The sequence below is a fragment of the Bacillus sp. Bvel1 genome, from assembly GCF_014872755.1.
Classification (GTDB): Bacteria; Bacillota; Bacilli; order Bacillales; family Bacillaceae; genus Bacillus; species Bacillus velezensis.
This window is the reverse complement of record NZ_JAAOBZ010000008.1, coordinates 659,172-684,051: the sequence shown is the minus strand read 5'-3', so window position 1 is coordinate 684,051 and position 24,880 is coordinate 659,172. Positions and strand designations below refer to the sequence as shown.

The 24,880-nt window shown below is 49.2% G+C and carries 23 protein-coding genes; 19 read left to right on the top strand and 4 right to left on the bottom strand.

What is annotated here, in order from left to right; all coding sequences use genetic code 11:
* The 10 genes from HAP68_RS17790 (at position 1) to HAP68_RS17745 (ending at position 11,142) form a co-directional block, all read left to right on the top strand.
* Positions 1-1,005 carry a PseG/SpsG family protein gene (locus HAP68_RS17790; protein ID WP_024085935.1) on the top strand — a complete coding sequence of 335 codons (1,005 nt, stop codon included), beginning with the start codon at positions 1-3 and terminating at the stop codon, positions 1,003-1,005.
* A 27-nt stretch (positions 1,006-1,032) separates the two neighbouring features.
* Positions 1,033-1,770 carry a sugar phosphate nucleotidyltransferase gene (locus tag HAP68_RS17785; protein WP_014306045.1) on the top strand — a complete coding sequence of 246 codons (738 nt, stop codon included), beginning with the start codon at positions 1,033-1,035 and terminating at the stop codon, positions 1,768-1,770.
* Between the two features lie 2 nt (positions 1,771-1,772).
* The gene (gene rfbB, locus HAP68_RS17780; protein WP_014306044.1) at positions 1,773-2,720 is read left to right on the top strand and encodes a dTDP-glucose 4,6-dehydratase; all 948 of its coding nucleotides are present in this window, start codon (positions 1,773-1,775) and stop codon (positions 2,718-2,720) included.
* Positions 2,721-2,740: 20 nt separating this feature from the next.
* On the top strand, positions 2,741-3,589 hold the full coding sequence (rfbD, locus tag HAP68_RS17775; RefSeq protein WP_024085934.1) for a dTDP-4-dehydrorhamnose reductase: 849 nt from the start codon (positions 2,741-2,743) through the stop codon (positions 3,587-3,589).
* Positions 3,586-4,041: a dTDP-4-dehydrorhamnose 3,5-epimerase family protein gene (locus tag HAP68_RS17770; protein ID WP_015387544.1), complete on the top strand. Its 456-nt coding sequence runs from the start codon at positions 3,586-3,588 to the stop codon at positions 4,039-4,041. The genes rfbD and HAP68_RS17770 overlap by 4 nt, the downstream gene beginning before the upstream one ends.
* Before the next feature lie 215 nt (positions 4,042-4,256).
* Positions 4,257-4,718 carry a biofilm surface layer hydrophobin BslB gene (gene bslB / locus HAP68_RS17765; protein ID WP_024085933.1) on the top strand — a complete coding sequence of 154 codons (462 nt, stop codon included), beginning with the start codon at positions 4,257-4,259 and terminating at the stop codon, positions 4,716-4,718.
* A 185-nt stretch (positions 4,719-4,903) separates the two neighbouring features.
* Complete coding sequence (locus HAP68_RS17760) at positions 4,904-6,190, top strand: Glu/Leu/Phe/Val family dehydrogenase (protein ID WP_003150991.1); 1,287 nt, start codon at positions 4,904-4,906, stop codon at positions 6,188-6,190.
* 207 nt (positions 6,191-6,397) lie between these two features.
* Positions 6,398-7,945: an L-glutamate gamma-semialdehyde dehydrogenase gene (pruA, locus tag HAP68_RS17755; protein ID WP_003150992.1), complete on the top strand. Its 1,548-nt coding sequence runs from the start codon at positions 6,398-6,400 to the stop codon at positions 7,943-7,945.
* 71 nt (positions 7,946-8,016) lie between these two features.
* Positions 8,017-9,699 (top strand): M20 family metallopeptidase, encoded by a 1,683-nt coding sequence (locus tag HAP68_RS17750; protein ID WP_014306039.1) that lies wholly within the window; start codon positions 8,017-8,019, stop codon positions 9,697-9,699.
* Positions 9,700-9,723: 24 nt separating this feature from the next.
* Positions 9,724-11,142, top strand: coding sequence for an amino acid permease (locus tag HAP68_RS17745; RefSeq protein WP_024085932.1), 1,419 nt, complete (start codon positions 9,724-9,726; stop codon positions 11,140-11,142).
* Between the two features lie 32 nt (positions 11,143-11,174).
* Here HAP68_RS17745 and HAP68_RS17740 read toward each other — a convergent pair whose 3' ends face one another.
* Positions 11,175-12,377 (bottom strand): multidrug effflux MFS transporter, encoded by a 1,203-nt coding sequence (locus tag HAP68_RS17740; RefSeq protein ID WP_024085931.1) that lies wholly within the window; start codon positions 12,375-12,377, stop codon positions 11,175-11,177.
* 222 nt (positions 12,378-12,599) lie between these two features.
* Here HAP68_RS17740 and HAP68_RS17735 point away from each other — a divergent pair, with 222 nt between their 5' ends.
* The 7 genes from HAP68_RS17735 to HAP68_RS17705 all read left to right on the top strand — a co-directional run bounded on the left by HAP68_RS17735 (position 12,600) and on the right by HAP68_RS17705 (position 19,898).
* Positions 12,600-13,838: an MFS transporter gene (locus HAP68_RS17735; protein ID WP_024085930.1), complete on the top strand. Its 1,239-nt coding sequence runs from the start codon at positions 12,600-12,602 to the stop codon at positions 13,836-13,838.
* Between the two features lie 161 nt (positions 13,839-13,999).
* Positions 14,000-14,614: a bacilysin biosynthesis protein BacA gene (locus tag HAP68_RS17730; protein ID WP_003150997.1), complete on the top strand. Its 615-nt coding sequence runs from the start codon at positions 14,000-14,002 to the stop codon at positions 14,612-14,614.
* Positions 14,604-15,314 carry a 3-((4R)-4-hydroxycyclohexa-1,5-dien-1-yl)-2-oxopropanoate isomerase gene (bacB, locus tag HAP68_RS17725; protein WP_003151000.1) on the top strand — a complete coding sequence of 237 codons (711 nt, stop codon included), beginning with the start codon at positions 14,604-14,606 and terminating at the stop codon, positions 15,312-15,314. Before HAP68_RS17730 ends, bacB begins: the two co-directional genes overlap by 11 nt.
* Positions 15,311-16,072 carry a dihydroanticapsin 7-dehydrogenase gene (gene bacC / locus HAP68_RS17720; protein WP_003151003.1) on the top strand — a complete coding sequence of 254 codons (762 nt, stop codon included), beginning with the start codon at positions 15,311-15,313 and terminating at the stop codon, positions 16,070-16,072. The genes bacB and bacC overlap by 4 nt, the downstream gene beginning before the upstream one ends.
* A 17-nt stretch (positions 16,073-16,089) precedes the next feature.
* Positions 16,090-17,508, top strand: coding sequence for an alanine--anticapsin ligase (gene bacD, locus HAP68_RS17715; RefSeq protein WP_024085929.1), 1,419 nt, complete (start codon positions 16,090-16,092; stop codon positions 17,506-17,508).
* Entirely contained in the window at positions 17,505-18,686 is a 1,182-nt protein-coding gene (locus HAP68_RS17710; protein WP_024085928.1) for an MFS transporter, read from the top strand. The genes bacD and HAP68_RS17710 overlap by 4 nt, the downstream gene beginning before the upstream one ends.
* Positions 18,687-18,698: 12 nt before the next feature.
* Entirely contained in the window at positions 18,699-19,898 is a 1,200-nt protein-coding gene (locus tag HAP68_RS17705; protein WP_014306032.1) for a pyridoxal phosphate-dependent aminotransferase, read from the top strand.
* A 16-nt stretch (positions 19,899-19,914) separates the two neighbouring features.
* Here the strand turns inward: HAP68_RS17705 and bacG are convergent, their stop codons facing one another.
* Positions 19,915-20,694 carry an NADPH-dependent reductase BacG gene (bacG, locus tag HAP68_RS17700; protein ID WP_024085927.1) on the bottom strand — a complete coding sequence of 260 codons (780 nt, stop codon included), beginning with the start codon at positions 20,692-20,694 and terminating at the stop codon, positions 19,915-19,917.
* A 119-nt stretch (positions 20,695-20,813) separates the two neighbouring features.
* A complete protein-coding gene (hemQ, locus tag HAP68_RS17695; RefSeq protein WP_003151011.1) occupies positions 20,814-21,578 on the bottom strand; it encodes a hydrogen peroxide-dependent heme synthase in 765 nt (254 codons plus the stop codon).
* A gap of 262 nt (positions 21,579-21,840) precedes the next feature.
* Here hemQ and pta point away from each other — a divergent pair, with 262 nt between their 5' ends.
* On the top strand, positions 21,841-22,812 hold the full coding sequence (pta, locus tag HAP68_RS17690) for a phosphate acetyltransferase (protein WP_003151012.1): 972 nt from the start codon (positions 21,841-21,843) through the stop codon (positions 22,810-22,812).
* Positions 22,813-22,848: 36 nt separating this feature from the next.
* Here pta and HAP68_RS17685 read toward each other — a convergent pair whose 3' ends face one another.
* Entirely contained in the window at positions 22,849-23,826 is a 978-nt protein-coding gene (locus HAP68_RS17685; RefSeq protein WP_024085926.1) for a YeiH family protein, read from the bottom strand.
* A 115-nt stretch (positions 23,827-23,941) separates the two neighbouring features.
* On the opposite strand from HAP68_RS17685, the gene HAP68_RS17680 reads away from it, so the two are divergent.
* Entirely contained in the window at positions 23,942-24,841 is a 900-nt protein-coding gene (locus HAP68_RS17680; protein WP_007407666.1) for a LysR family transcriptional regulator, read from the top strand.
* The last annotated feature ends 39 nt before the right edge of the window (positions 24,842-24,880 follow it).

The following is a 24,880-nucleotide window of genomic DNA, read 5'->3' as shown; positions in this document are numbered from 1 at the left end:
ATGCGGGTTTTGATTTTCGCGGACGGGGGCCGTGACATCGGCATGGGGCACGCGGTTCGGATGAAGCTGCTTGCCGGTGCCATTAAGAACAACTGCTCAATAACGTTCTACACAAATAAAGAGGCTTCTTCTTATCTGTCATCTGATCAATGGGAAGTGATCATCAAGCCTGACAAGGGACAGAAGGAATTTATTGTCCGGGAAATAAACACGCGGGCTCCCGACCTTCTCATATTCGATCTGCTCGATATGCCGTGTGACTGGCTGGAGGAAATCAAAAAGCATTCATCGGCTCGTATCGTCTTATTTGAAGAAAAGAGGGAACATGTCATTCATTTATGCGATGCCGTTATAAACGGCATTTACGGCGGGCTGAAAAGCCGGACGGTTCAAATGGGCAGCGCCGCGGTATATGAAGGCCCGGATTATATGATTCTTCATCCGGGTTTTGAAAAAGCAAAGCAGCTCTATCAGCTGAGAAAAGAATGCCGGACCATATTGGTCTCTTTAGGAGGAAGTGACCCGAAGAAGCTTGTCTTTAAAGTGATGGAAGCATGCCGCCGCATCCCTGATATTCAGCGGAAACGAGTGATCATCGTCATGGGCGGCGCGGCGCCTCATGCTGATGACGTGCGCGCGCATCTCACACAAATGCCTTATGCCGAGATGGTAAGGCAGACAAATGACATGGCCGCGCTTCTCACGAGGACTGATATGGCCGTCGTGTCCGGCGGGATCACTTTATATGAGACCATTTGTACAGGTGTGCCCTGCATCGTTCTTTCTCAAGTGGAGCATCAAACTGAGACGGCGGAAAAATTCGCCGCACGGGAGGCCGCCGTTCATCTCGGCCTGGGAGAACACACCGCGGCGGGCGTTCTCGCTCGGCATATGTCTGAGCTGGCTGCTGATTATCCGAGACGGCTCGGGCTTCATCAGAACGGAAAGCCGCTGCTTGACGGCAGGGGCATCAAACGGGCGGCGGCGATTCTTTATGATTTGTGATAAAACCACACGTAAGGAAGTGTTCATGTGAAAGGTGTTATCTTAGCCGGAGGCACCGGCTCACGCCTTATGCCGCTGACAAAAGCGGTCAATAAGCATTTACTCCCTGTCGGTCCATATCCGATGATTTACTGGTCGATCATGAAGCTGGAAGAAGCGGGGATTACGGATATCTTGCTGATTACGCAAAAAGAATATATTCCGCAATTTCATAAACTTCTCGAAACCGGAGAAGAGCTCGGCGTCTCAATCACATATCAGGTTCAGCCAGCCGCATCCGGCATTTCCGACGGTTTATCATACGCAAAGCGGTTTACCGGGCGCGATCCGTTCGTTCTGCTTTTGGGAGATAATATTTTTGAAGATTCATTAAAAGCTTATACGGAGCGTTTCGCAAAGCAGGGAAAAGGAGCGAAAGTGCTGCTGAAAGAAGTGGACGATCCGGAGCGCTTCGGCATCGCCGAGATTGATGAGGAAAACAAACGGATCAAGTCGATCATTGAAAAGCCGGAGCAGCCGCCGACCAGACTATGCGTCACAGGGATCTACATGTACGATGCAGAAGTGTTTTCTTATATTGAACAAATTTCCCCTTCAAAACGCGGCGAACTGGAAATTACGGATGTCAATAATTTATACATTGAACACAGTGAGCTGACGTATGATGTGTTAACGGGCTGGTGGGTGGATGCGGGCACGCATGAATCGCTCTACCTCGCCGGAAGCCTGGCGCATCAGGCATTACAGAAAGGACAGGAGCATTAATCATGCCAAAATCATATTTAATTACAGGGGGCGCCGGATTTATCGGCCTTACCTTCACAAAGATGATGCTGAAAGAAACAGATGCGCAGATTACCGTCCTGGATAATCTCACGTATGCAAGCAGGCCGCTTGAAATAGAAGCCTTAAAAAAGAACGGCCGTTTCCGTTTTATCAAAGGTGACATTTCTGAAAAAGAGGACATTGACAAAGTCTTTTCCCAAATGTATGACGCTGTCATTCATTTTGCGGCTGAATCCCATGTGGACAGAAGCATAAATCAGGCAGAGCCGTTCATCACAACAAATGTGATGGGCACATACCGACTGGCTGACGCGGTGTTACAGGGAAAAGCCGGCAGGCTGATTCACATTTCCACAGATGAGGTGTACGGAGATTTGGCGCCGGATGATCCCGCTTTTACAGAGACGACGCCGCTTTCTCCGAACAATCCGTATTCCGCCAGCAAGGCAAGCTCAGACCTGCTCGTCATGTCTTATGTGAAAACCCATAAGCTTCCTGCCATCATTACGAGATGCAGCAACAATTACGGGCCGTACCAGCACCACGAGAAAATGATTCCGACCATTATCAGGCATGCCGTAAACGGCACGCCGGTTCCGCTGTACGGCGACGGGATGCAGATCAGAGACTGGCTGTTTGCCGAAGATCATTGCCGCGCTATTAAGCTCGTGCTGGAAAAAGGAACACTAGGCGAAATTTACAATATCGGCGGAGGAAATGAACGGACGAATAAAGAGCTTGCGTCATTTATCATGAAGGAGCTCGGTGTCGAGGAACGGTTTGCTCATGTCGAAGACAGAAAAGGGCATGACCGCCGTTACGCCATCAATGCTTCAAAGCTGAAAAATGAGCTGGGATGGCGGCAGGACGTCACATTTGAAGAAGGAATGAGAAGAACCATTCGCTGGTATACAGACAGCCAAGACTAATCGGAAAGAAGGGGATCCGATTGACGAAGGTATTAGTAACCGGAGCGGCCGGTCAGCTGGGGCGGGAGTTATGCCGCCAGCTGAAGCGGGAAGGGTATGAAGTGATCGCCTTGACAAAAGCGATGATGAACATATCCGACCAGCGTTCGGTGCGGCACTCGTTCAGCCATTACAAGCCGGATATCGTCGTCAATACGGCGGCATACACCTCCGTTGACAAATGTGAAACGGAGCTCGACAAAGCGTATTTAATAAACGGAATCGGCGCTTATTATGCCGCGCTTGAGGCTGAAAACACCGGCGCGAAATTCATTCACATCAGCACCGATTACGTCTTCAGCGGCAAAGGAACACGGCCATACCAGACCGATGATCCCGCAGATCCGGGCACGATTTACGGAAAAAGCAAAAAACTCGGCGAAGAACTGATCCGGTTAACGGGAAAAAACCACACCATTATCAGAACGTCGTGGGTGTACGGCAGCGGCGGGCACAACTTTGTCAATACGATGCTGAAACTTGCGGATACACATGATCAGGTTCGTGTCGTTAACGATCAAGTCGGAGCGCCGACGTATACAAAAGATTTAGCCGAAACGGTGATCGGTCTGTTTGACAGGCCGCCGGGCTTGTACCACGCCGCAAACAGCGGAGTGTGCAGCTGGTATGAATTTGCCAAGGCTATTTTTGAAGAAAGCGGCAGAACCGCCGCCGTGCTGCCCGTCACGACGGAGGAATACGGAAATGAGACGCCGCGCCCCGCTTACTCGGTGTTGAGCCTTGAGTCGATTGAACGGCAGGGGCTCGGCATGAGGCATTGGCGGGAAGCGCTGCAGGATTATTTACAAAGGGAGGGACAGTGCAAGTGATCGAAGGCGTAAAAATTAAAAAGCTGATCAAACACAGCGATGACCGGGGTTTTTTCTCAGAACTCGTCCGTGACGATGAACATCTCTTAGAGCGTTTCGGGCAGGCTTCCTGGTCCAAAAGCTATCCCGGCGTCATTAAAGCGTTTCACTATCATGAGAAACAGGATGACCTGTGGTTTTTCCCGACGGGCCACGCCCAGGTCGTGCTGCATGACCTTCGCGAAGAGTCGGCAACCAAGGGAGAAACGGATGTCTACTACATGGGAGAAGACAATCCGATGCTCCTTCTCATTCCCAAAGGCGTCGCACACGGGTACAGAGTGCTGGGCGAAACCCCGCTGACCATTATTTATTTCACGACAATGTCCTACAATCCGGATCAGCCTGACGAAAAAAGAATCCCGTGGAATGATGAGAGCATCGGATTTGACTGGCAGACGGCTCACCGGTAGCGCACAAGACGAAGACAGCGGATGTCTTCGTTTTTTGTGCTGGTTCATCTCGTGAAAAATAAATGATTGAATATTCCAAAAAATAATTTACTTCCATGGATAAAGGTGGTAGATTATTCTCAGGAAAAGAGAAACCCAATTCGCGAATGGAATCATCAGACACGCTTTTCCGGCAGAGGACGCTCTGAATCCTATATGATCTGGAGGAATTCATGATGTTAAAAAGAAAATCATTTTCTGCCTTTCTCATCAGTGCTGCGGTATTTTCAGCTGTGTTCTTGCCATCTTTTCATGCGAACGCCCAATCTGCCGTTATTGAAGCGAAAACCGTCAATAGTACGAAAGAATACGCGACGTCTGATATTGAAGTCACATACAAGCCGAATGCGCTGCTTGCCGTCGGCGCCGTTGAATTTCAATTTCCTGACGGATTCAACGCCACTGTGAGGGACTCTGTAAACGGAAGAACACTGAAAGAAACGCAAATTCTCAACTGCGGAAAAACGGTCAGACTTCCGCTTACCCTTGACTTATTGGGCGCGTCTGAATACAATCTCGTCCTGGTGCGTAAAAACCTTCCGCGCGCGGGCACGTATACAATTAAAGGCGATTACGTAAACGGTTTGGGGGCCGGCAGTCTCTACGCCGAAACAAAGCTGGTTATTGACCCGCGTTAATCCGGGATGAAAGAGGCTGACAACAGCCTCTTTTTTTATGCGCAAAATCCTGGCATGAATCTTGCATATAAAAAGGGGTGTAACGACAAAGTGAAAGGGATTGATGGGTTTTGGTGTAAAAGCGCTTACATTTTGTTCTGCCGGTAATTGAAGCTTACACGTAAAATACGATGAGGTGATAAAACATGTCAGCCAACCCGCTTTCTAAAAGCAATCAGAAAGATGAAGAAAAAGAAGTTCTTAATTTGTTCTTGTCCACACAATCGATCATAAAAGAAGCCCTGCGCAAACTGGGCTATCCTGACAATATGTATGAACTGATGAAAGAGCCGATGCGGCTTTTGACCGTACGCATCCCCGTCAAAATGGACAATGGCTCAGTACAGGTTTTCACGGGCTACCGCTCACAGCATAATGACGCAGTCGGCCCGACAAAAGGGGGCGTGCGGTTTCACCCGGAAGTCAGTGAAGAAGAGGTTAAGGCGCTTTCCATCTGGATGACTTTAAAATGCGGCATCACAAATCTTCCTTACGGGGGCGGAAAAGGCGGCATCATCTGTGATCCGCGGACGATGTCATTCGGAGAGCTGGAACGGCTGAGCCGCGGATATGTGCGCGCGATCAGCCAGATCGTCGGCCCGACAAAGGATATTCCGGCTCCCGACGTATATACCAACTCGCAGATTATGGCATGGATGATGGACGAATACAGCCGCCTGAGAGAATTTGATTCACCGGGATTCATTACGGGCAAACCGATTGTTCTCGGCGGTTCACAGGGGCGGGAGACGGCGACCGCGCAAGGTGTCACGATTTGTATTGAGGAAGCCGTTAAGAAAAAAGGGATTCCGTTGGAAAATGCGCGGATCATCATTCAGGGGTTCGGAAACGCGGGGAGCTTTCTCGCTAAATTTATGCATGACGCCGGCGCCAAGGTGATCGGCATCTCAGACGCCCACGGGGCTTTGTATGACCCTGACGGCCTTGACATTGATTACCTGCTGGATAAGCGGGACAGCTTCGGCACGGTGACGAATCTCTTCTCTGATGTCATAACGAACCGGGAGCTGCTGGAAAAGGACTGTGATATTCTCGTGCCTGCCGCAATCTCCAATCAGATAACGGCTGAAAACGCCCATCACATTAAAGCCTCAATCATTGTGGAGGCGGCGAACGGCCCGACAACGATAGACGCCACGAAAATCCTGAATGAAAGAGGCGTGCTTCTCGTGCCGGATATTTTGGCAAGCGCCGGCGGCGTGACGGTGTCTTATTTTGAATGGGTGCAAAATAATCAAGGCTTTTACTGGTCTGAGGAAGAAGTCGCCGGAAAACTGCGCAGCGTCATGGTGAATTCATTTGAATCCATTTATCAGACAGCGCATACCCACAAAGTCGATATGCGTTTGGCCGCCTATATGACGGGCATCAGAAAGTCGGCTGAAGCGGCCCGGTTCCGCGGCTGGGTATAAGTGTTATCCGCAAAGAGATTTTGCATCAGTTATATAGCGGATCGCAAAATTTCTTTGCGTTTTCAGATTGCAGCTGACAGGTTCGGACAAGCTTCGTCCGCTTTCGGCAAAGATTTTCTTTTTTTGATCACAAATTGCTATGCTGGTATGCTTCTTGCATCTTCATTAAGCGTGAGCACACATTACAAAATACGGGGAGGAATTCTAATGACAGTTTCATACGCACACGAACCATTTACAAATTTTCAGGAAGAGACAAATAAACAATCGTTTCAGGAAGCGCTGGCTTATGTGAATTCACAGCTCGGCAAGCATTATCCGCTTATCATCAACGGTGAAGCGATTGAAACGGATAAAAAGATCATTTCCGTCAATCCGGCAGATAAAAAAGAAGTGATCGGTTCTGTATCGGCAGCCGGAAAAGAACTTGCGGAAAAGGCCATGCAGGCTGCGCTGCAGGCATTTCAAACATGGAAAAAAGTACGGCCGGAACACCGCGCGAATGTGCTGTTTAAGGCGGCGGCGATCATCCGCAGAAGAAAGCACGAATTCTCCGCGTACCTGGTGAAAGAAGCGGGAAAACCGTGGAAGGAAGCGGATGCGGATACGGCGGAAGCGATCGACTTTTTAGAGTATTACGCCCGTCAGATGCTGAAGCTGAAAGACGGTTCTCCTGTAAAGAGCCGTGACGGAGAATATAATCAGTATCACTATGAGCCGCTTGGGGTGGGAATTGTCATTTCTCCATTCAACTTCCCGCTTGCGATTATGGCCGGAACGGCGGCAGCCGCCATCGTAACAGGCAACACGATACTGCTGAAACCGGCGGATGCGGCGCCTGTCGTGGCGGCGAAATTCGTAGAAGTGATGAAAGAAGCGGGCCTGCCGGACGGCGTGCTCCAATTCATACCGGGCGACGGAGGAGAAATCGGCGACTATCTCGTTGAGCATCCGAAGACGAGATTTGTGTCGTTTACAGGCTCCCGCGCGGTCGGATGCCGCATCTATGAACGCGCCGCAAAAGTACAGCCGGGCCAAAAGTGGCTGAAACGGGTCATTGCCGAAATGGGAGGGAAAGATACGGTGCTTGTAGACAGAGATGCTGATCTTGATCTTGCCGCTTCCTCAATCGTGTATTCCGCCTTCGGATTCTCAGGCCAAAAATGTTCAGCCGGTTCGCGCGCGGTCATTCATCAGGACGTCTATGATGAAGTTGTTGAAAAAGCCGTCGCTTTAACAAAATCACTCACCGTCGGAAGTCCGGAAGATTTTGATACATACATGGGGCCAGTCATCCACGAAGCATCTTATAATAAAGTCATGAGTTATATCGAAATCGGCAAAACAGAAGGAAAACTCCTGACGGGAGGCGAAGGTGATGATTCAAAAGGATACTTTATTCAGCCGACCATTTTTGCGGATGTTGATGAAAACGCCCGCCTGATGCAGGAGGAAATTTTCGGGCCGGTCGTCGCGATCTCAAAAGCCCGTGATTTCGACCATATGCTTGAGATTGCTAATAATACCGATTACGGACTGACGGGCGCTCTGTTATCAAAAACCCGCGCGCACATTGAACGCGCCCGCGAAGATTTTCACGTCGGAAATCTATACTTCAACCGCGGCTGTACGGGAGCGATTGTCGGATACCAGCCGTTCGGCGGCTTCAATATGTCAGGAACCGATTCGAAAGCCGGAGGACCTGACTATCTGATTCTTCATATGCAGGCAAAAACAACGTCTGAAGCCTATTAATCTTTCGGAAATAGCGCGATGAAAAAGAGAGTCGCGCTATTTTCTCTATATGAGGGTAAGGGGGATGGAACATGTATCAGCAGCTCAGCAAAATGCTTCCGGAGGAGAAAATAGAAGCCATTACGAAATCACTGGTGGCGTTAAACAGCATCAACGGCACATTGGGAGAAGGAAAAAAAGCCGACTATATCAAAGATATGATCAAGAGCTTTCCCTACTTTCAGGAGAATCCGTCACATGTGTGGGAGCAGGCGATTCCTGAGGACCCTTACGGCCGCAAAAATATTTTCGCATTTATTGAGGGAAACGGCGAAAGCCTGAATACGGTCATTTATCACGCTCATCTTGATACGGTCGGCATCGAGGATTTCGGCCCTTTAAAAGATATCGCTTTTGATTCCGACCGTCTCGCGGAATATTTCTCAAACTATGAATTTGATCGGGATGTGCAGCGGGACGCCCGCTCAGGCGAGTGGATGTTCGGAAGGGGTTCGGTTGATATGCAGAGCGGTATTGCCGTTCATCTCGCCAATCTGCTTCACTTTTCTGAACGGCGCGATCAGCTGCCGGGCCATATTCTGTTCATGGCAAACCCGGATGAAGAAAGCCAGCATTCCGGCATTTTAACCAGCATTTCTGAATTAAAACGGCTGAAACAAGAAAAGCAGCTTCGTTATTTAGCAGCAATTAATAACGATTTTATCACGCCGCTGTATGAGGGTGACACGACAAGGTACATATACACGGGTGCGGCAGGGAAGCTTTTGCCTTGCTTTGCGATTTACGGGCGGGAGGTGCATGTCGGAGATACGCTGTCCGGCATCGATCCGAATTTGATCGCGTCAGAAATCACCAGAAGAATTCACAACAATATTCATATGGCGGAAAACATTGAAGGGGAGCTTGTGCTTCCGCCGACCTGCCTCTACCAGCGTGACAATAAGGAAGCGTATAACGTGCAGACCGCCGTCAGCAGCTATGTCTATTTTAATTATTTTATTTACGAGAAAACCGCCAAAGAAGTCATGGATCAGCTGACCGCCGTGGCTGACGAAGCCTGCAAAGAGACAGAACAAAAATTATCTGATTATTACGACGAATACTGTGAGAGAACGAGCCTGCCGAAAAAAGAGATGTCATGGAACGTTCAAGTGTACAGTCTGGAAGATTACCTGAAAAGGCTGAGAAGCCGCGGGATAGACCCTGCACAGTGTATCGGGCAGGCATTTAAAACATATGAACATCTTGAACTGCGGATGAGATGTTTTAAAGCCGTCGAAGAACTGCAAAAACTCGATCCTGAGCAGGGAGCCAAGGTCATTATTTTCTATGCGCCGCCTTACCTTCCGCACAATTATCTGAAGGAAGAAAGCACACGGGACCGGCTTTTGCAGCATGTCATTCAAGAAGCGGTCGATAAAACAGCGGCATCAACCGGAGAAACATTCGTCTTTAAAAAGTTTTTCCCTTATTTGGCGGACGGAAGCTTTTTATCGCTGCATGAAACAGATGAGGAGGTCTCCGCCTTTACCGATAATTTTCCGGGCTGGGATGTCATCGGGACGATTCCTTTTAATGAAATCAGGGAATTGAATATTCCGTCGGTCAATATAGGGGTATACGGAAAGGACGGCCATAAATGGACGGAACGCGTGTACAAACCGTACACATTCCATGTGCTGCCGGAACTCATTCAGCAGACGACAATGCACCTTTTGCACAGCTGCCGATTAGACATACGCACAAATGGCTGACATAACGGAATAAGGGGGATGTATATGCAGGGAGATACCAATCAAAATGAATTGCAGCGCACGATGAAGGGCCGGCATTTGTTTATGATCGCCCTCGGCGGCGTGATCGGGACGGGGCTTTTTCTGGGCTCCGGTTTTACGATCAGTGAAGCGGGACCGATCGGCGCGATATTGGCTTATGTGATCGGCGGATTTTTAATGTACCTGGTGATGCTTTGTTTGGGGGAGCTCGCGGTTGCCATGCCGGTCGCAGGATCATTTCAGGCGTATGCCGCAAAGTTTCTCGGGCCGTCGACGGGATTTACGATCGGATGGATGTACGCATTCAGCTGGGCCAATACAGTGGGGCTTGAGCTGACGTCGGCGGGGATTTTAATGCAGCGATGGTTTCCGGCCGTTCCGATTTGGGTGTGGTGCCTGGTATTCGGCGTCGTCATTTTTTCCATTAACGCGCTGTCTGCGCGGAGTTTTGCGGAAATGGAATTTTGGTTTTCCAGCATTAAGGTCATGGCCATTGTATTGTTTATTATTCTCGGCTGCGCTGCGGTATTCGGCTTTGTCGGTTTTAACGGCGGGCAGACGGCTCCGTATCTGTCAAACTTTACGACGGACAAAGGGCTTTTTCCGAACGGCGCCCAAGCCGTGCTGTTTACCCTTGTTATGGTGAATTTTTCATTCCAGGGTACCGAACTGGTCGGAATCGCCTCGGGAGAAAGCGAAAATCCGGAAAAGACGCTTCCCCGCTCGATCCGAAACGTCATATGGCGGACGCTGTTTTTCTTCGTGCTGACGATGTTTGTTCTCGTGTCCATTTTGCCGTATCAAACGGCAGGCGTCATCGAAAGCCCGTTTGTGGCTGTGCTGGATAAAATCGGCGTTCCTTATGCGGCTGATATCATGAACTTTGTCATTCTGACCGCCATGCTGTCGGTGGCGAATTCCGGGCTGTACGCTTCGTCCAGAATGATGTGGTCCCTGTCAAAAACTAAGATGGGCCCCGCTTCCTTAACGAAACTGACGAAAAAAGGCGTGCCTCTGAAAGCTCTTTTCATCACCATCGCCATCTCCGGTTTATCCCTGCTGACAAGTGTAGTCGCGGCTGAAACGGTGTATGTGTGGCTCATTTCCATCTCCGGTATGATTACCGTCGTCGCGTGGATGTCAATCTGCGCTTCACAATTCGTTTTCCGGAGACGCTTTCTCGCTGAAGGAGGAAATCTGAAGGACCTGGCATTTAAAACGCCTCTTTATCCGATCGTGCCGATTCTCGGATTTTCGGTTTACGGTCTTATCTTAATCAGTCTCATCTTTATCCCCGACCAGCGTATCGGTCTGTACTGCGGCGTCCCGCTGATGATCATCTGTTACGCGTATTATCACTTCGGTATCAAAAAACGCCTGAAGCGTGAGCCGGCTTCTTCGGAAAAAGGCGCTGCCGGATAAGAAAAAAAGCCCTTCGCTTAAAGCGGCGGGCTTTACTTTGTTTTCCGTTTTGACGACAGCACATAGGATAGAACGGCACAGAACTGAAAACCGAAAATGCTGACGGCCATCGGCCAGGCATTTTCTTCTCCGGCAATACCGACCAGGGGAGCGGCAGCTGCACCGCCGATAAAGGGCAGGAGTCCGAGAAGAGCCGCAGCGCTTCCCGCGCCTTTCTCCTGTTTCTGCATAGCCAAAGAAAATCCCGTCGTCGTGACGATCCCGACAGAAGAAACAATGATGAATAAAGAAATGCAGACTGCCGCCAGGCCTAAACCAAACGCAAGTGATAAAAGCAAAGCGATGCTCCCGATGACGGCAATCATCAGACCGGAGACAAACAGCTTCCGTTCATCATGTGTTTTGGCCATCCGTCCGGTGATTTGGGTGGCGCATATGATTCCCGCACCGTTTACGGCGAACAGCAGGCTGAACATTTGCGCCGATACGCCGTAGATGTTTTGCAGTATAAACGGCGACCCGGCAATATATGCGAACATGCCGGTCATCACAAATGCCTGGCTGAGCGCAAATCCCATAAACATCCGGTCGCCAAGCAGGCCGCGAAACGTCATCAGCGTCTCCCGGAGTCCGCCGCTTGTCCGCTTTTCCGGCGGGAGTGATTCAGGCAACGCCGTAAGCACGGCGGCAGAAATGATACAGCCGATTACCGCCAGCACGATAAATACGATTTTCCAGCCGGCGAACTGAAGGATAAATCCCCCTGTAATCGGCGCTAAAATCGGCGCCGCCCCATTGACGAGCATCAGTAATGAGAAAAAAGCCGTCAATTCTTTTCCGGAATACATATCGCGTGCGGAAGCCCGTGCGATGACGATTCCGGCCGCCCCGGTGAATCCTTGAATAAACCTCATGACAATTAAAAACGAAACAGAAGGGCTGAAGGCGCATAATAAAGAAGACAGCGTATAAAGCAGCAATGACAGAATCAGCGGCTTCCGGCGCCCGATCATATCACTGAGCGGCCCGACAACGATCTGCCCGACAGCCAGCCCCAAAAGACAAAACGTCAGGCTCAGCTGCGCAAGTGACGCTGTCGTATGAAGATCGGCCGCCACCTCAGGCAAAGCGGGCAGATACATATCGAGCGAAAGCGGCCCGAATGAAGCGAGCGTCCCGAGAATCAGTACCATGCCGAAGCCTGCGCGGGCGGCCTTTGAATCAGCGTTATTCATTTCATGACCCCCACCTTAACAAATGATTCTATCACTATAGCATAACCAGACGGCGTATTTTATATCATTTATTGAATATAAACTAAATATTTTATTTAAAATCTGAATGTAAATAAAAAATCAGAATTAGTTTTCATGTGAAATGTAAAATGAAATATAAGGATGCTAAACTATAAAACAACAAAAGGTAGAAAAGTTTTACGGAAGAGGTGTTCAAAGAGCATGAACAGCAAACAAACCGATCACATCGAAACGAAACGCCGATTTCCGGTCTGTCTCGCGCTTGCTTTGACATTAGGGGTATTTGCCGCGGGTTCTGAAGAGCTGGTGATTTCTCCGCTGCTTCCGGATTTAGCGCGGGCTTTCAGCTCTGATGTCAGTGTGCTGGCGCTTTCCATCAGTATTTACGGAGTGATGATTTTTATCGGGGCGCCGCTTCTCGTTCCGCTGGGAGATAAATATTCCCGGGAACTCAGTCTGCTGGCGGGACTGCTTATATTTACGGCCGGCACGGTGATCTGCGCGCTGGCGCACAATCTCTTTTTCTTCTTTCTGGGCAGGGCGCTTTCCGGGCTTGCAGCGGGTGCGTTTGTGCCGACAGCATATGCGGTGGTCGGCGACCGTGTGCCTTATGCGTACCGCGGCAAGGTGATGGGTCTGATCGTGTCAAGCTGGTCGCTCGCTTTGATTTTCGGCGTTCCGATCGGCTCTTTTATCGGCGGCGTTTTGAATTGGCGGTGGACGTTTTGGATTTTCGCCCTCATGTCTGTCCTCGTTGCTTCGCTCATTTTCATTGAGGCGCGCCGCAGCACGGCGGATGGGAATAAAACAGAAGAGGAAAACGGACGGCAGGCAGGCACTTTCCGGGATGCGCTGAAGGTGCCCCGTGTCCCTGTATATCTCACGATCACTTTTTGCAACATGATCGGTTTTTACGGCATGTATTCCTTTCTCGGTACATATCTTCACCGCGTGCTGCCGGGTGGGAATACAGCTTCAGGGCTGCTGATCATGGTGTACGGAATCGGTTTTTCCATGAGCGTGTTCACCGGAAAAATCGCAGATAAGGCGGGGAAAATGCGCTCTTTGATCGCGGCATTGGCCGTGATCAGCATATGGCTTTCCTGTCTCGCCTATGCGCCGTCATCAATGCCGTTTTTGGTCATCGGGTTATTCGTCTGGGGATTGATGCAAAGCCTGACGGTGACCTTGCTCAGCACTATTTTAAGTGATTGCTCACAGAGCCGCCGGGGCAAAATCATGGCATTTTACAGTCTGGCGTCCAATTTGGCCGTCACCTTGGGTACTGCTGTCATGGGTCCGGTCTATGTCGGATACGGATATGCAGCTGTCGGATTTATCTGTGCGGCCGTCACCCTCATCGGCTTTGTCCTCAGCGTTTTCGCATACAGAAGGTATGGAAAATATGAGCATAAGACCGACCAATCATTGTATCGGTAAAATAAAGTTTCTATAATTTTGTAAATGTAAATTTTTAACACCTTATATCGTAAGGTGTTTTCTAATATATAGGAATAATTATCAATATTTTCAAATAATATTGACAGCTTGAACGTCTATGGATAATATTTACTTAAAATTTAACAGATTGGTTGGTGCTCATGATTATATTGGATAATAGCATTCAAACAAAAAGCAAGGCTTATTCAATATCTAAACTGATTACGATCAACACGCTCGGTCCTGAAGGGACAAGCAGTGAGTACGCAGCAAAAAACTTCATCACCAATTTCACCCTTCTCCAAGGGGTGAACAGCAAATTATCATTGCATGATACATTTGAATCGTGCATTGAAAAAACGCTTCAAAGTCCGCTGGAATACACAATTGTGCCTCACGCGTATGACGGCATTAAGCACTTCTACATGAGACCGGATCTGCAGCTTCTGCAAATTTTCAGGTGCGACACCCCGATGTACGGCCTGGCTGTCCGGCCCGGTTTTGAATATACGGATGACATGCTTGATAAGACTGTCATCGTATCCCACCCGTCTCCTATCAATTTGATTAAGTATTTTACCCGTAAAGATGTCACGTTTGATCTGGTGAACTCAACGAGCGCAGCCGCGAAAAGAGTGAAGGACGGTTTGTCCGACATCGCGCTGACAAATGAGCTGGCCAGACAAAAGTACGGCCTTCACTTTGTCAAAACATTTAAAAGCATTCCCATGAGCTGGTCATTATTCGGAAAAGGAGAGATTCATGATGAAAACTGAACAAGATTTGCAGGAACTTTATTTCCCGACGCCTAAATTAATAGAATGGGATAACGGAGTAAGACAATATTCGTCCGTCAGAGGCGATACGGAAGTTCTGCTTTCTTACGTTCCGCCGCATACAAACGTGGAACCGCATCAGCATAAGGAAGTCCAAATCGGCCTTGTCGTTTCCGGCGAGCTGTCCATGACTGTCGGAGATGTCACAAGAAAGATGACAGCGCTGGAATCAGCCTATATCGCGCCTCCTAACGTGCCTCACGGCGCAAGAAATGAGACGGATCAAGAAGTGATCGCCATTGATATTAAACGCCTGAAAGCCGGTGAAACCTATACAAGCCCTGAGGATTATTTTTTGAATATTTTTAAAACGAGAGACTTATTGCCTGGGATGGAAGTCACGTTCTTCGTGGAAGACTGGGTGGAAATCATGCTTGCCAACATTCCGGGCAACGGAGGAGAAATGCCGTTCCATAAACACCGCAATGAACAGATCGGCATCTGCATCGGCGGCGGCTATGATATGACCATTGAAGGCTGCAAAGTGGATATGACATTCGGTACAGCTTATTTCTGCGATCCGAGAGAAGATCACGGCGCCATCAACAGATTTGAAAAAGATTCAAAATCAGTCAATATCTTTTTCCCTCCGCGCTATAACAGAGCAAAAGCGAAAAAATTAGAGGCGAAAGAGTCATGAACCTGACGGATAAAACGGTCCTCATCACAGGGGGCGCATCAGGCATCGGTTATGCCGCGGTTCAGGCGTTTCTGAATCAAGAGGCGAATGTGGTCGTCGCGGATATTGATGAGGCGCAGGGAGAAGCGATGATCCGGAAAGAAAACAATGACAGGCTGCATTTTGTGCAGACGGATATTACAGATGAACCGGCATGTCAAAACGCCATCCGGTCAGCGGTTGACAAGTTCGGCGGATTGGATGTGTTAATCAATAACGCCGGCATCGAAATTGTCGCCCCGATTCATGAGATGGAGCTGAGCGATTGGGACAAAGTGCTCAACGTCAATCTGACGGGCATGTTTCTTATGAGCAAGCACGCGCTCAAGTATATGCTCAAAAGCGGCAAGGGCAATATCATTAACACGTGCTCCGTCGGAGGAGTCGTCGCATGGCCCGACATTCCCGCATATAACGCCTCTAAAGGCGGCGTACTGCAGCTGACGCGTTCGATGGCCGTCGATTACGCCAAACACAACATCCGCGTCAATTGCGTGTGCCCGGGAATCATTGACACACCTTTGAATGAAAAGTCGTTCCTTGAAAACAACGAAGGCACGCTTGAAGAAATCAAAAAAGAAAAAGCGAAAGTCAATCCGCTGCTGAGACTCGGCAAGCCTGAAGAAATAGCGAACGTCATGCTGTTTCTCGCTTCGGATTTATCAAGCTATATGACCGGAAGCGCGATCACCGCAGACGGTGGATACACCGCACAATAGAGAAGGAGTGTTTACATATGGAGAGAAAAACAGTATTGGTTATCGCTGACCTTGGGGGATGCCCGCCGCATATGTTTTACAAAAGCGCAGCCGAAAAATACAACCTCGTCAGCTTTATTCCGAGACCTTTTGCAATTACAGCCTCTCATGCGGCATTAATTGAAAAATACTCGATTGCGGTCATTAAAGATAAAGACTATTTTAAGAGTCTGGCTGATTTTGAGCATCCCGATTCGATTTACTGGGCTCATGAAGATCATGACAAACCTGAGGAAGAAGTCGTCGAAGAAATCGTCAAGGTGGCTGACATGTTCGGGGTTGACGCCATTACGACCAACAATGAACTGTTTATCGCTCCGATGGCAAAAGCGTGTGAACGTCTCGGCCTGCGGGGAGCGGGCGTACAGGCCGCTGAAAATGCCAGAGATAAAAACAAAATGAGAGCCGCCTTCAACCGGGCCGGCGTCAAGTCCATCAAAAATAAACGGGTGACGACGCTGGAAGATTTCCGCGCCGCGCTTCAGGAAATCGGAACGCCGCTCATTCTGAAGCCTACATATCTGGCGAGCTCCATCGGCGTGACGCTCATCAAAGAGAGGGAAACGGCAGAAGCTGAATTTAACAGAGTCAATGAATACCTGAAGTCGATTAACGTACCGAAAGCGGTCACGTTTGAAGCGCCTTTTATCGCGGAAGAATTTTTGCAGGGCGAGTATGACGACTGGTACGAAACAAGCGGTTATTCCGACTATATCAGCATAGAAGGCATCATGGCCGACGGGGAATACTTCCCTGTGGCGATTCATGATAAAACACCGCAAATCGGATTCACGGAGACATCGCATATTACGCCGTCCATCCTGGATGATGACGCAAAGCGGAAAATTGTCGAAGCTGCCAAAAAGGCGAATGAAGGACTCGGCCTCGAAAACTGCGCGACACATACAGAAATTAAATTAATGAAAAACCGGGAAGCCGGACTGATTGAATCAGCGGCGCGATTTGCGGGCTGGAACATGATTCCGAATATTAAAAAGGTCTTCGGCGTCGATATGGCGCAGCTGTTATTGGATGTTCTCTGTTTCGGAAAAGAAGCCGATCTGCCGAAAGGATTATTGGAGCAGGAGCCATGTTATGTCGCCGACTGCCACTTGTATCCTCAGCATTTCAAAGAGAACGGCCAGCTGCCTGAGACAGCTGTCGATTTCGTCATTGAAAGCATTGACATTCCCGACGGCGTCTTAAAGGGAGACACCGAACTCGTTTCTTTCTCGGCTGCCGAGGCGGGTACATCCGTGGATCTGCGGCTGTTCGAAGCGTTCAACAGCATTGCGGCGTTTGAGCTGAAAGGAAGCAATTCGGGTGACGTGGCCGAATCAATCAAACAAATTCAGCAGCAGGCGAAGCTGACTGCAAAGTATGCGTTACCGGTATGAAACAGCTGAAACCGAACTCGAAGTATTTGCTTTTCGGGCAGGCGCTTTCGTTTATGGGAGACTATTGCGTTCTCCCGGCCCTGCTCATTTTGTCTACATACTATCATGACTACTGGGTGACGTCCGGCGTTATCGCGGTCCGCAGCATTCCGATGGTGTTTCAGCCGTTTTTAGGCGTGCTCGTGGACAGGCTCGACAGGGTGAAAATCATGCTGTGGACGGATGTGATCAGAGGTGTCATCTTTTTGGGGCTGACATTTCTCCCGAAAGGCGAATATCCGATGCTTTTTCTGGCGCTGCTGTTTGTCTCATACGGAAGCGGCGTGTTTTTTAACCCGGCACGTCTCGCGGTCATGTCGTCTTTAGAAGCGGATATTAAAAATATCAACACTTTGTTTGCAAAAGCCACGACGATTTCGATTATTGTCGGCGCTGCAGCCGGCGGACTTTTTCTGTTAGGCGGTTCTGTGGAGTTTGCCGTCGCGTTTAACGGGGTGACCTATCTTGTCTCCGCGTTTTTCATCAGCCGCATTAAGCTTCAATACGTGCCGATTCAGTCAGAAAACGTAAGAGAAGCTTTCCAGTCGTTTAAAGAAGGCCTGAAGGAAATCAAAACAAATGCTTTTGTGTTAAACGCCATGTTCACGATGATTACGATGGCGCTTTTGTGGGGTGTCGTCTACAGCTATTTCCCGATTGTCAGCCGCTTTTTAGGCGACGGGGAAATCGGCAATTTCATCCTGACGTTCTGTATCGGCTTCGGCGGCTTTATCGGCGCCGCTCTTGTCAGCAAATGGGGCTTTAACAACAATAAAGGGCTGATGTATTTTACAGTGTTATCGATCGTCTCGCTTGCGCTGTTTTTGTTTACCCCGATTTTCGCCGTGTCAGTCATTGCCGCCATTCTTTTCTTTATCGCAATGGAATACGGTGAAGTGCTGGCAAAGGTCAAAGTTCAGGAGAACGCGGCGAACCAGATTCAGGGCCGGATCTTTTCGGTGGCGGAGGCGTCCATCGGATTGTGCATCGCCGCCGGTTCCATGCTGATCAACATTGTAGACGCGGCAGTCATCATGGCGTTTATCGTCCTTTTGGTCAGCGGGCTGTTTCTGCATACAAAACTGGTCAATAAATCCTTTTCAGAACGGAATAACGAATCAGAGCAAATCCATTTATAAGGAGCCTTTCAGATGGAAATCATACCGTCCGATGTCATCAAGACACTTCCGAAACAGGAATTTTCGCTCGTTTTTCAAAAGGTAAAAGAGATGGAGAAAACGGGAGCCCAGATTATTAATCTCGGCCAGGGGAATCCCGATCTCCCCACTCCGCCGCATATCGTTGAAGCATTGCGGGAAGCTGCGCTGAATCCTTCATATCACGGATACGGCCCTTTCAGAGGCTATCCGTTTCTGAAAGAAGCCATCGCGGAATTTTATGAGAGAGAGTACGGGGTATCGGTCAATCCGGAGACAGAAGTCGCGCTGTTCGGCGGAGGGAAAGCAGGTTTGTACGTTTTGACGCAATGCCTGCTGAACCCCGGCGATATCGCCTTAGTCCCGAACCCCGGCTACCCTGAGTATTTATCGGGAATCACAATGGCCAGAGCGGAGCTGCATGAGATGCCGCTTCATCCGGAAAACGGCTATCTGCCGGATTTTGAGCGGATTGATCCCGCCGTCCTGAAAAAAGCCAAGCTGATGTTTTTGAATTACCCGAATAACCCGACGGGCGCGACTGCGGATCAGGCGTTTTATGAAAAAGCGGCTGCGTTTGCAAAAAAACATGACATCCATCTTATTCACGATTTTGCATACGGCGCGTTCGAATTTGATCAGAACCCGGCCAGCTTTCTTCAGGCGAAAGAAGCGAAAACGGTCGGCGCGGAGCTTTATTCATTTTCGAAAACCTTCAATATGGCAGGCTGGAGAATGGCATTTGCCGTGGGGAATGAGAAAATCATTCAGGCGGTCAATGAGTTTCAGGATCACGTCTTCGTCGGCATGTTCGGCGGTCTTCAGCAGGCGGCAGCGGCGGCGCTGTCAGGAAATCCTGAGCATACGGAGCGTCTGAAGCGCACATATAAAGAACGGATTGATTTTTTCACGGCGTTATGTGAAAAGGAATTAGGCTGGAGCATTGAAAAACCGAAAGGGACTTTTTATGTCTGGGCTGAAATTCCGAATGAATTCGAGTCTTCACACCAGTTTTCAGACTATCTGCTGGAGCATGCCCATGTTGTCGTGACGCCCGGCGAGATTTTCGGCAGCGGCGGAAAGCGTTATGTCAGAATATCAATGGTGGCAAAACAGGGCGATTTAAGGGAATTCGTGCTGCGGATTCAAAAGCTAGGTTTGTCCTTTCCTTCATTACAAGAAACATCCCGCTGAGAGCGGGATGTTTTTATTATATGCTTTTCATGCTGCCGCCGTCGGCTGACACTTGCTGCCCGGTAATATAGGAGGCTTCTTCAGAGGCAAGAAAGGCAGCCAGCGCTGCGGTTTCTTCCGCAGTTCCGACACGCTTCATCGGGACGCCTGAGGCAATCCGTTCCTCCGCTTCCGCTTTAGAAATGCCGTTTTGCTTCATGACATTCTTTACGAATTGGTGATAACGGTCTGTGGCGATAAATCCGGGATTCAGACAGTTGACAGTAATGTGAAAAGGCGCAAGCTGAATGGCGATGTTTTTGCTGGCATTAATTAAAGCGGCGTTCATCATGCTGTTGGTAAACATATTGGCGCCGGGTTCTTTCCATAGGTTTCCGACGATATTAATGATTCTGCCGAATTCGTGCTGTTTCATGATCGCTGCGGCCGTTTTCATAGAGTCGATATAGGCGATCGTTTTATTCGTAAAGGTATTTGTCATATCCTCTATATCGCAGCTTTCAAAGGTATCCGGCGAGCCGCCCGGAATGTTGTTGATCAATACATCAAGCCGTCCGCATTGTGATCTGATCTCTTCAAAAATGCCGGCTCTCGCCTTCTGGTCCGACATATCGCCGGCCAGAACGGTGACGCCCGCATCCGGATGTTTGGCGAGGATCTCTTCTTTTACCGATTCGATATTTTCGGGAACTCGTGAATTAATGACGGTATAAAAGCCATTGTCCGCCAGTTTCAGAGCGATCGCTTTGCCAATCCCCTGGCTGGCTCCCATAATAAATGCGGTTCGTTTTGACAACTGTCTGCACCCCTTTACCAAAATGGAATCTCCTTTACATCGTAAAAAAAAATGATAAAAATAGCAAATTTTATTTAAATTCTGACAAAGAAAAAACCCGCCGGACAGGCGGGTGGGTGTTACACGTGCAAAAACTTCGGAAGCGTGTCGAGAGACAAGCGGTTTCCGACAAAAAATGAACCGAATTCTCCGTAGCGCGCGCTGACTTCATCAAAGCGCATTTCGTAAACAAGTTTTTTGAACTGAAGCACATCATCGCTGAAGAGCGTGACGCCCCATTCGTAATCGTCAAAACCGACAGACCCCGTGATAATCTGTTTGACTTTGCCGGCATAGCTCCGTCCGATCAAGCCGTGGCTTCTCATCAGGTTTCTGCGTTCATCCATAGAAAGCATGTACCAGTTGTCGTTGCCGCTTCTTCTTTTATCCATCGGATAGAAGCAGACGTATTTCGCTTCCGGCAGCTCAGGATACAGGCGTGCGCGGACATGCGGGTTTTCATACGGATCGCCTTCTCCGCTTGCGAGGTAGTTGCTCAGCTCAACCACGGACACGTAAGAGTAAGCCGGGATCGTAAATTCAGCAAGCTTTGATTTGTTAAATTCAAGCTCGATTTCGTTCAGCTCTTCCATTGTCGGGCGAAGAATCATCAGCATGAAATCAGCTTTCTGTCCGACGATGCTGTAGATGGTTTGCGAGCCTTTGCCTTCTTTTTGGGCGACGCCCCATTTTTCAAGCAGTCCCGTAAATTCGTGAATAATCGACAGGCGCTCATCGCTGGATAACATCTTCCATGACGTCCAGTCCATTGTGCGGAAATCGTGAAGCGCGTACCAGCCGTCAAGTGTTTGGGCGGCTTCGTTCGTTTTTTGCTGCTCACTCATGTATCTTCACTCCTATATCTTTTCATTACATTGATGCCTTCACTATATCACAGTTTAACCGTTTCGGCTGTGGAGAAACCTTGAATAATCCGAAGCCTTGTGTCAGAAACTAAGCCGTGAAACAAACCGTCAATTAAATTAGTTAGAAAAATAAGATTTCTTTTTGAAAGCGCTATAATAGAAGTTGGTTATTTGAATTTAGCTGGAAGAAGAGTATGCTGTAAAAGTAAGCGTTTTTTGTCAACATAGAGGAGGGAATATCGTGGCAGATTTATTTACAAAAGTACAAGAAAAAGTCGCAGGAAAAGATGTGAAAATCGTATTTCCTGAAGGGTTGGACGAACGTATCCTGGTTGCGGTCAACAACTTGGCAGGCAACAAGGTATTAAAGCCGATCGTAGTCGGCAATAAAGAAGACATTCAAGCAAAAGCGAAAGAATTAAATCTTACGCTTGACGGCGTGGACATTTTTGACCCGCATACATATGAAGGCATGGAAGAACTCGTTCAGGCTTTCGTAGAACGCCGCAAAGGCAAAGCGACGGAAGAACAGGCCCGCAAAGCTTTGCTGGACGAAAACTATTTCGGCACGATGCTTGTGTACAAAGGTCTCGCGGACGGACTTGTCAGCGGAGCCGCACATTCTACAGCCGATACGGTGCGCCCTGCACTGCAAATCATCAAAACAAAAGAAGGCGTGAAAAAAACATCAGGCGTCTTCATCATGGCCCGCGGTGACGAGCAGTATGTGTTCGCTGATTGCGCGATCAACATTGCTCCTGACAGCCAGGACCTTGCCGAAATCGCCATTGAAAGCGCCAATACGGCTCAAATGTTTGACATTGACCCGCGCGTTGCCATGCTCAGCTTCTCTACAAAAGGATCGGCGAAATCAGACGAGACGGACAAAGTGGCTGAAGCCGTGAAAATTGCGAAGGAAAAAGCGCCTGAGCTTACGCTTGACGGCGAATTCCAATTCGACGCTGCATTTGTGCCGTCTGTCGCGGAGAAAAAAGCGCCGGACTCCGACATTAAAGGAGACGCGAATGTATTTGTATTCCCAAGCCTTGAAGCAGGAAACATCGGCTACAAAATCGCTCAGCGCTTAGGCGGCTTTGAAGCGGTCGGACCGATTCTGCAAGGATTGAATATGCCTGTAAACGATCTTTCCAGAGGATGTAATGCGGAAGACGTCTACAATCTTGCGTTAATTACGGCTGCTCAAGCGCTGTAATCCGCAAAAGCCGGTCTTTACGAGGACCGGCTTTTTTTATAGAAAGAATGTCACTGCGGCCCAGCCGAACAGGGACAAACAGAGAGAACCGATCAAGCCTGCTGCGAGCGCCCGCCAGCCGCTATGACGAAACGCCGATATATGGACTTTCAAACCGAGACCCGCCATCGCCATGCCGATTAAAACATAAGACACTTGAACAAGAAACGCGGAAGACGAAGCTGAAATAACGCCTGATGTATGGATGGCGCTCATTCCGAGAAATCCGAAGATAAACCAAGGGATGGGGAGCGAAGCGGCAGAAGCCGTCTTTGACTTTCCGCTGCGGCGCGCCCGCATTCCGAGCATGAATGCGGCCGGGACGAGCAGCGCGACCCGGGTCAGTTTGACGATCACCGCCATCTCGACGGCTGCTTTTCCTCCGGCGCTGCCGGCCGCCGCCGCATGCGCCACTTCGTGAAGCGTTGCCCCGCAAAAGGCTCCGTAAGCCGCAGGAGAAAAGCCTAATCCATGATAAGCAAGAGAATATACAACAGTAAAAACGGTTCCTAATAACGAAACGGCGGCCGCGCTGATGGCGGCTGCATTTTCATTTGATCTGATCTGCGGCGCGATCGCGGCAATGGCAGCCGCTCCGCAGATCGCTGTGCCGCAGGCTGTCAGCGTGCTGAGTGTCTGATCTATACGGAACAGCCGGGACAGTCCGTATACAACGGCACCCGCAAACATCATACAGCAGACGGCAATTGCAAATACGTGCCAGCCCGCATGATAGATATCCGCCAGATTCAGTCTCATGCCAAGCAGGATGATGCCTGCTTTCAGCAAGTATTTGCTTGAGAACGCGATCCCCGGCTCTAATGCCGCCCGCTGTCCGAATACGGCGCGCCAGAGCATGCCGATCAGCATGGCAAGGACAAGCATTCCGAGCATATGCAAAAACGGCAGGCGGCTGACATAGAAAGCCGCAAACGCAATTCCTGCGGTAACTGAAATACCCTTTATCATCTTCATCTCAGTCACTTCCCATTATCTTGATAACTCCACTTTACTGCGGTCTTAATCATTAGTAAAATATATTTATATGATCTAAACGATTAGGAAAAATAATGATTAGGGGCGATGCTTTTTGTATTATGGGGAACTGAAAACATTCATTGCCGTCGTGGAAGAAAAAAACTTTACAAAGGCGGCGCAGAAGCTGATGATTTCTCAGCCAAGCGTCAGCCTTCACATTAAAAATCTGGAGAAAGAATTTCAAACCGCTTTGCTGAACCGCTCTCCGAAGCACTTTACGACGACGCCGACGGGGGACATTCTCTATCAGCGCGCCAAGCAGATGGTCTTTTTGTACGAACAGGCGAAATCCGAAATTTACGCCCACCATCATTATGTCAAAGGGAAGCTCAAAATCGCCGCGAGCTTTACCATCGGCGAATATATTCTGCCGCCGCTTCTCGCAAAGCTTCATAACGAGTATCCCGAACTGAACCTGGACGTCATGATCGGAAACACGGAGGAGGTCAGCGAAGCGGTTCGGATGCTTCAAGCCGATATCGGATTAATTGAAGGGCATACGGGGAAAAACGAGCTCGACATTCAGCCGTTTATGGAGGATGAATTGTGCATTGCCGCACCGAACGGACACCCGCTCGCCGGCAGAAAAAACATCCCGGCTGCCGAATTGCAAAATCAAGCGTGGGTGACAAGGGAGAAGGGTTCGGGAACGAGGGAATATTTAGACCACGTCCTTCAATCAAACGGACTGCGGCCGAAATCCATGATGACGATCAGCAGCAACCAGGGCGTCAAGGAAGCCGTGATCAGCGGAATGGGTCTTTCCGTTCTGTCAAAAAGCGTGCTGCAAAAGGATCTGCTTCACGGCAGCATTTCCGTGCTTGAGATAAAAGGATTCTCCTTAAAACGGAAACTGTCTATCATCCAATCTTCCATTATGGAGAACACAAAAAACAAAGAAATCTTCATCGCTCTTTTGAAAAGCCAATTTCAATCATCTCAAGCGGAGTGATATAATAAACGCATGGAAAGCTTATGACGAAAGGGATTT

Coding starts and splice junctions, on each gene's coding strand:
- HAP68_RS17790 (WP_024085935.1), top strand. CDS start 1: ATGCGGGTTTTGATTTTCGCGGACGGGGGCCGTGACATCGGCATGGGG.
- rfbB (WP_014306044.1), top strand. CDS start 1,773: ATGCCAAAATCATATTTAATTACAGGGGGCGCCGGATTTATCGGCCTT.
- bslB (WP_024085933.1), top strand. CDS start 4,257: ATGTTAAAAAGAAAATCATTTTCTGCCTTTCTCATCAGTGCTGCGGTA.
- HAP68_RS17760 (WP_003150991.1), top strand. CDS start 4,904: ATGTCAGCCAACCCGCTTTCTAAAAGCAATCAGAAAGATGAAGAAAAA.
- pruA (WP_003150992.1), top strand. CDS start 6,398: ATGACAGTTTCATACGCACACGAACCATTTACAAATTTTCAGGAAGAG.
- HAP68_RS17750 (WP_014306039.1), top strand. CDS start 8,017: ATGTATCAGCAGCTCAGCAAAATGCTTCCGGAGGAGAAAATAGAAGCC.
- HAP68_RS17745 (WP_024085932.1), top strand. CDS start 9,724: ATGCAGGGAGATACCAATCAAAATGAATTGCAGCGCACGATGAAGGGC.
- HAP68_RS17740 (WP_024085931.1), bottom strand. CDS start 12,377: ATGAATAACGCTGATTCAAAGGCCGCCCGCGCAGGCTTCGGCATGGTA.
- HAP68_RS17735 (WP_024085930.1), top strand. CDS start 12,600: ATGAACAGCAAACAAACCGATCACATCGAAACGAAACGCCGATTTCCG.
- HAP68_RS17730 (WP_003150997.1), top strand. CDS start 14,000: ATGATTATATTGGATAATAGCATTCAAACAAAAAGCAAGGCTTATTCA.
- bacB (WP_003151000.1), top strand. CDS start 14,604: ATGAAAACTGAACAAGATTTGCAGGAACTTTATTTCCCGACGCCTAAA.
- bacC (WP_003151003.1), top strand. CDS start 15,311: ATGAACCTGACGGATAAAACGGTCCTCATCACAGGGGGCGCATCAGGC.
- bacD (WP_024085929.1), top strand. CDS start 16,090: ATGGAGAGAAAAACAGTATTGGTTATCGCTGACCTTGGGGGATGCCCG.
- HAP68_RS17710 (WP_024085928.1), top strand. CDS start 17,505: ATGAAACAGCTGAAACCGAACTCGAAGTATTTGCTTTTCGGGCAGGCG.
- HAP68_RS17705 (WP_014306032.1), top strand. CDS start 18,699: ATGGAAATCATACCGTCCGATGTCATCAAGACACTTCCGAAACAGGAA.
- hemQ (WP_003151011.1), bottom strand. CDS start 21,578: ATGAGTGAGCAGCAAAAAACGAACGAAGCCGCCCAAACACTTGACGGC.
- HAP68_RS17685 (WP_024085926.1), bottom strand. CDS start 23,826: ATGAAGATGATAAAGGGTATTTCAGTTACCGCAGGAATTGCGTTTGCG.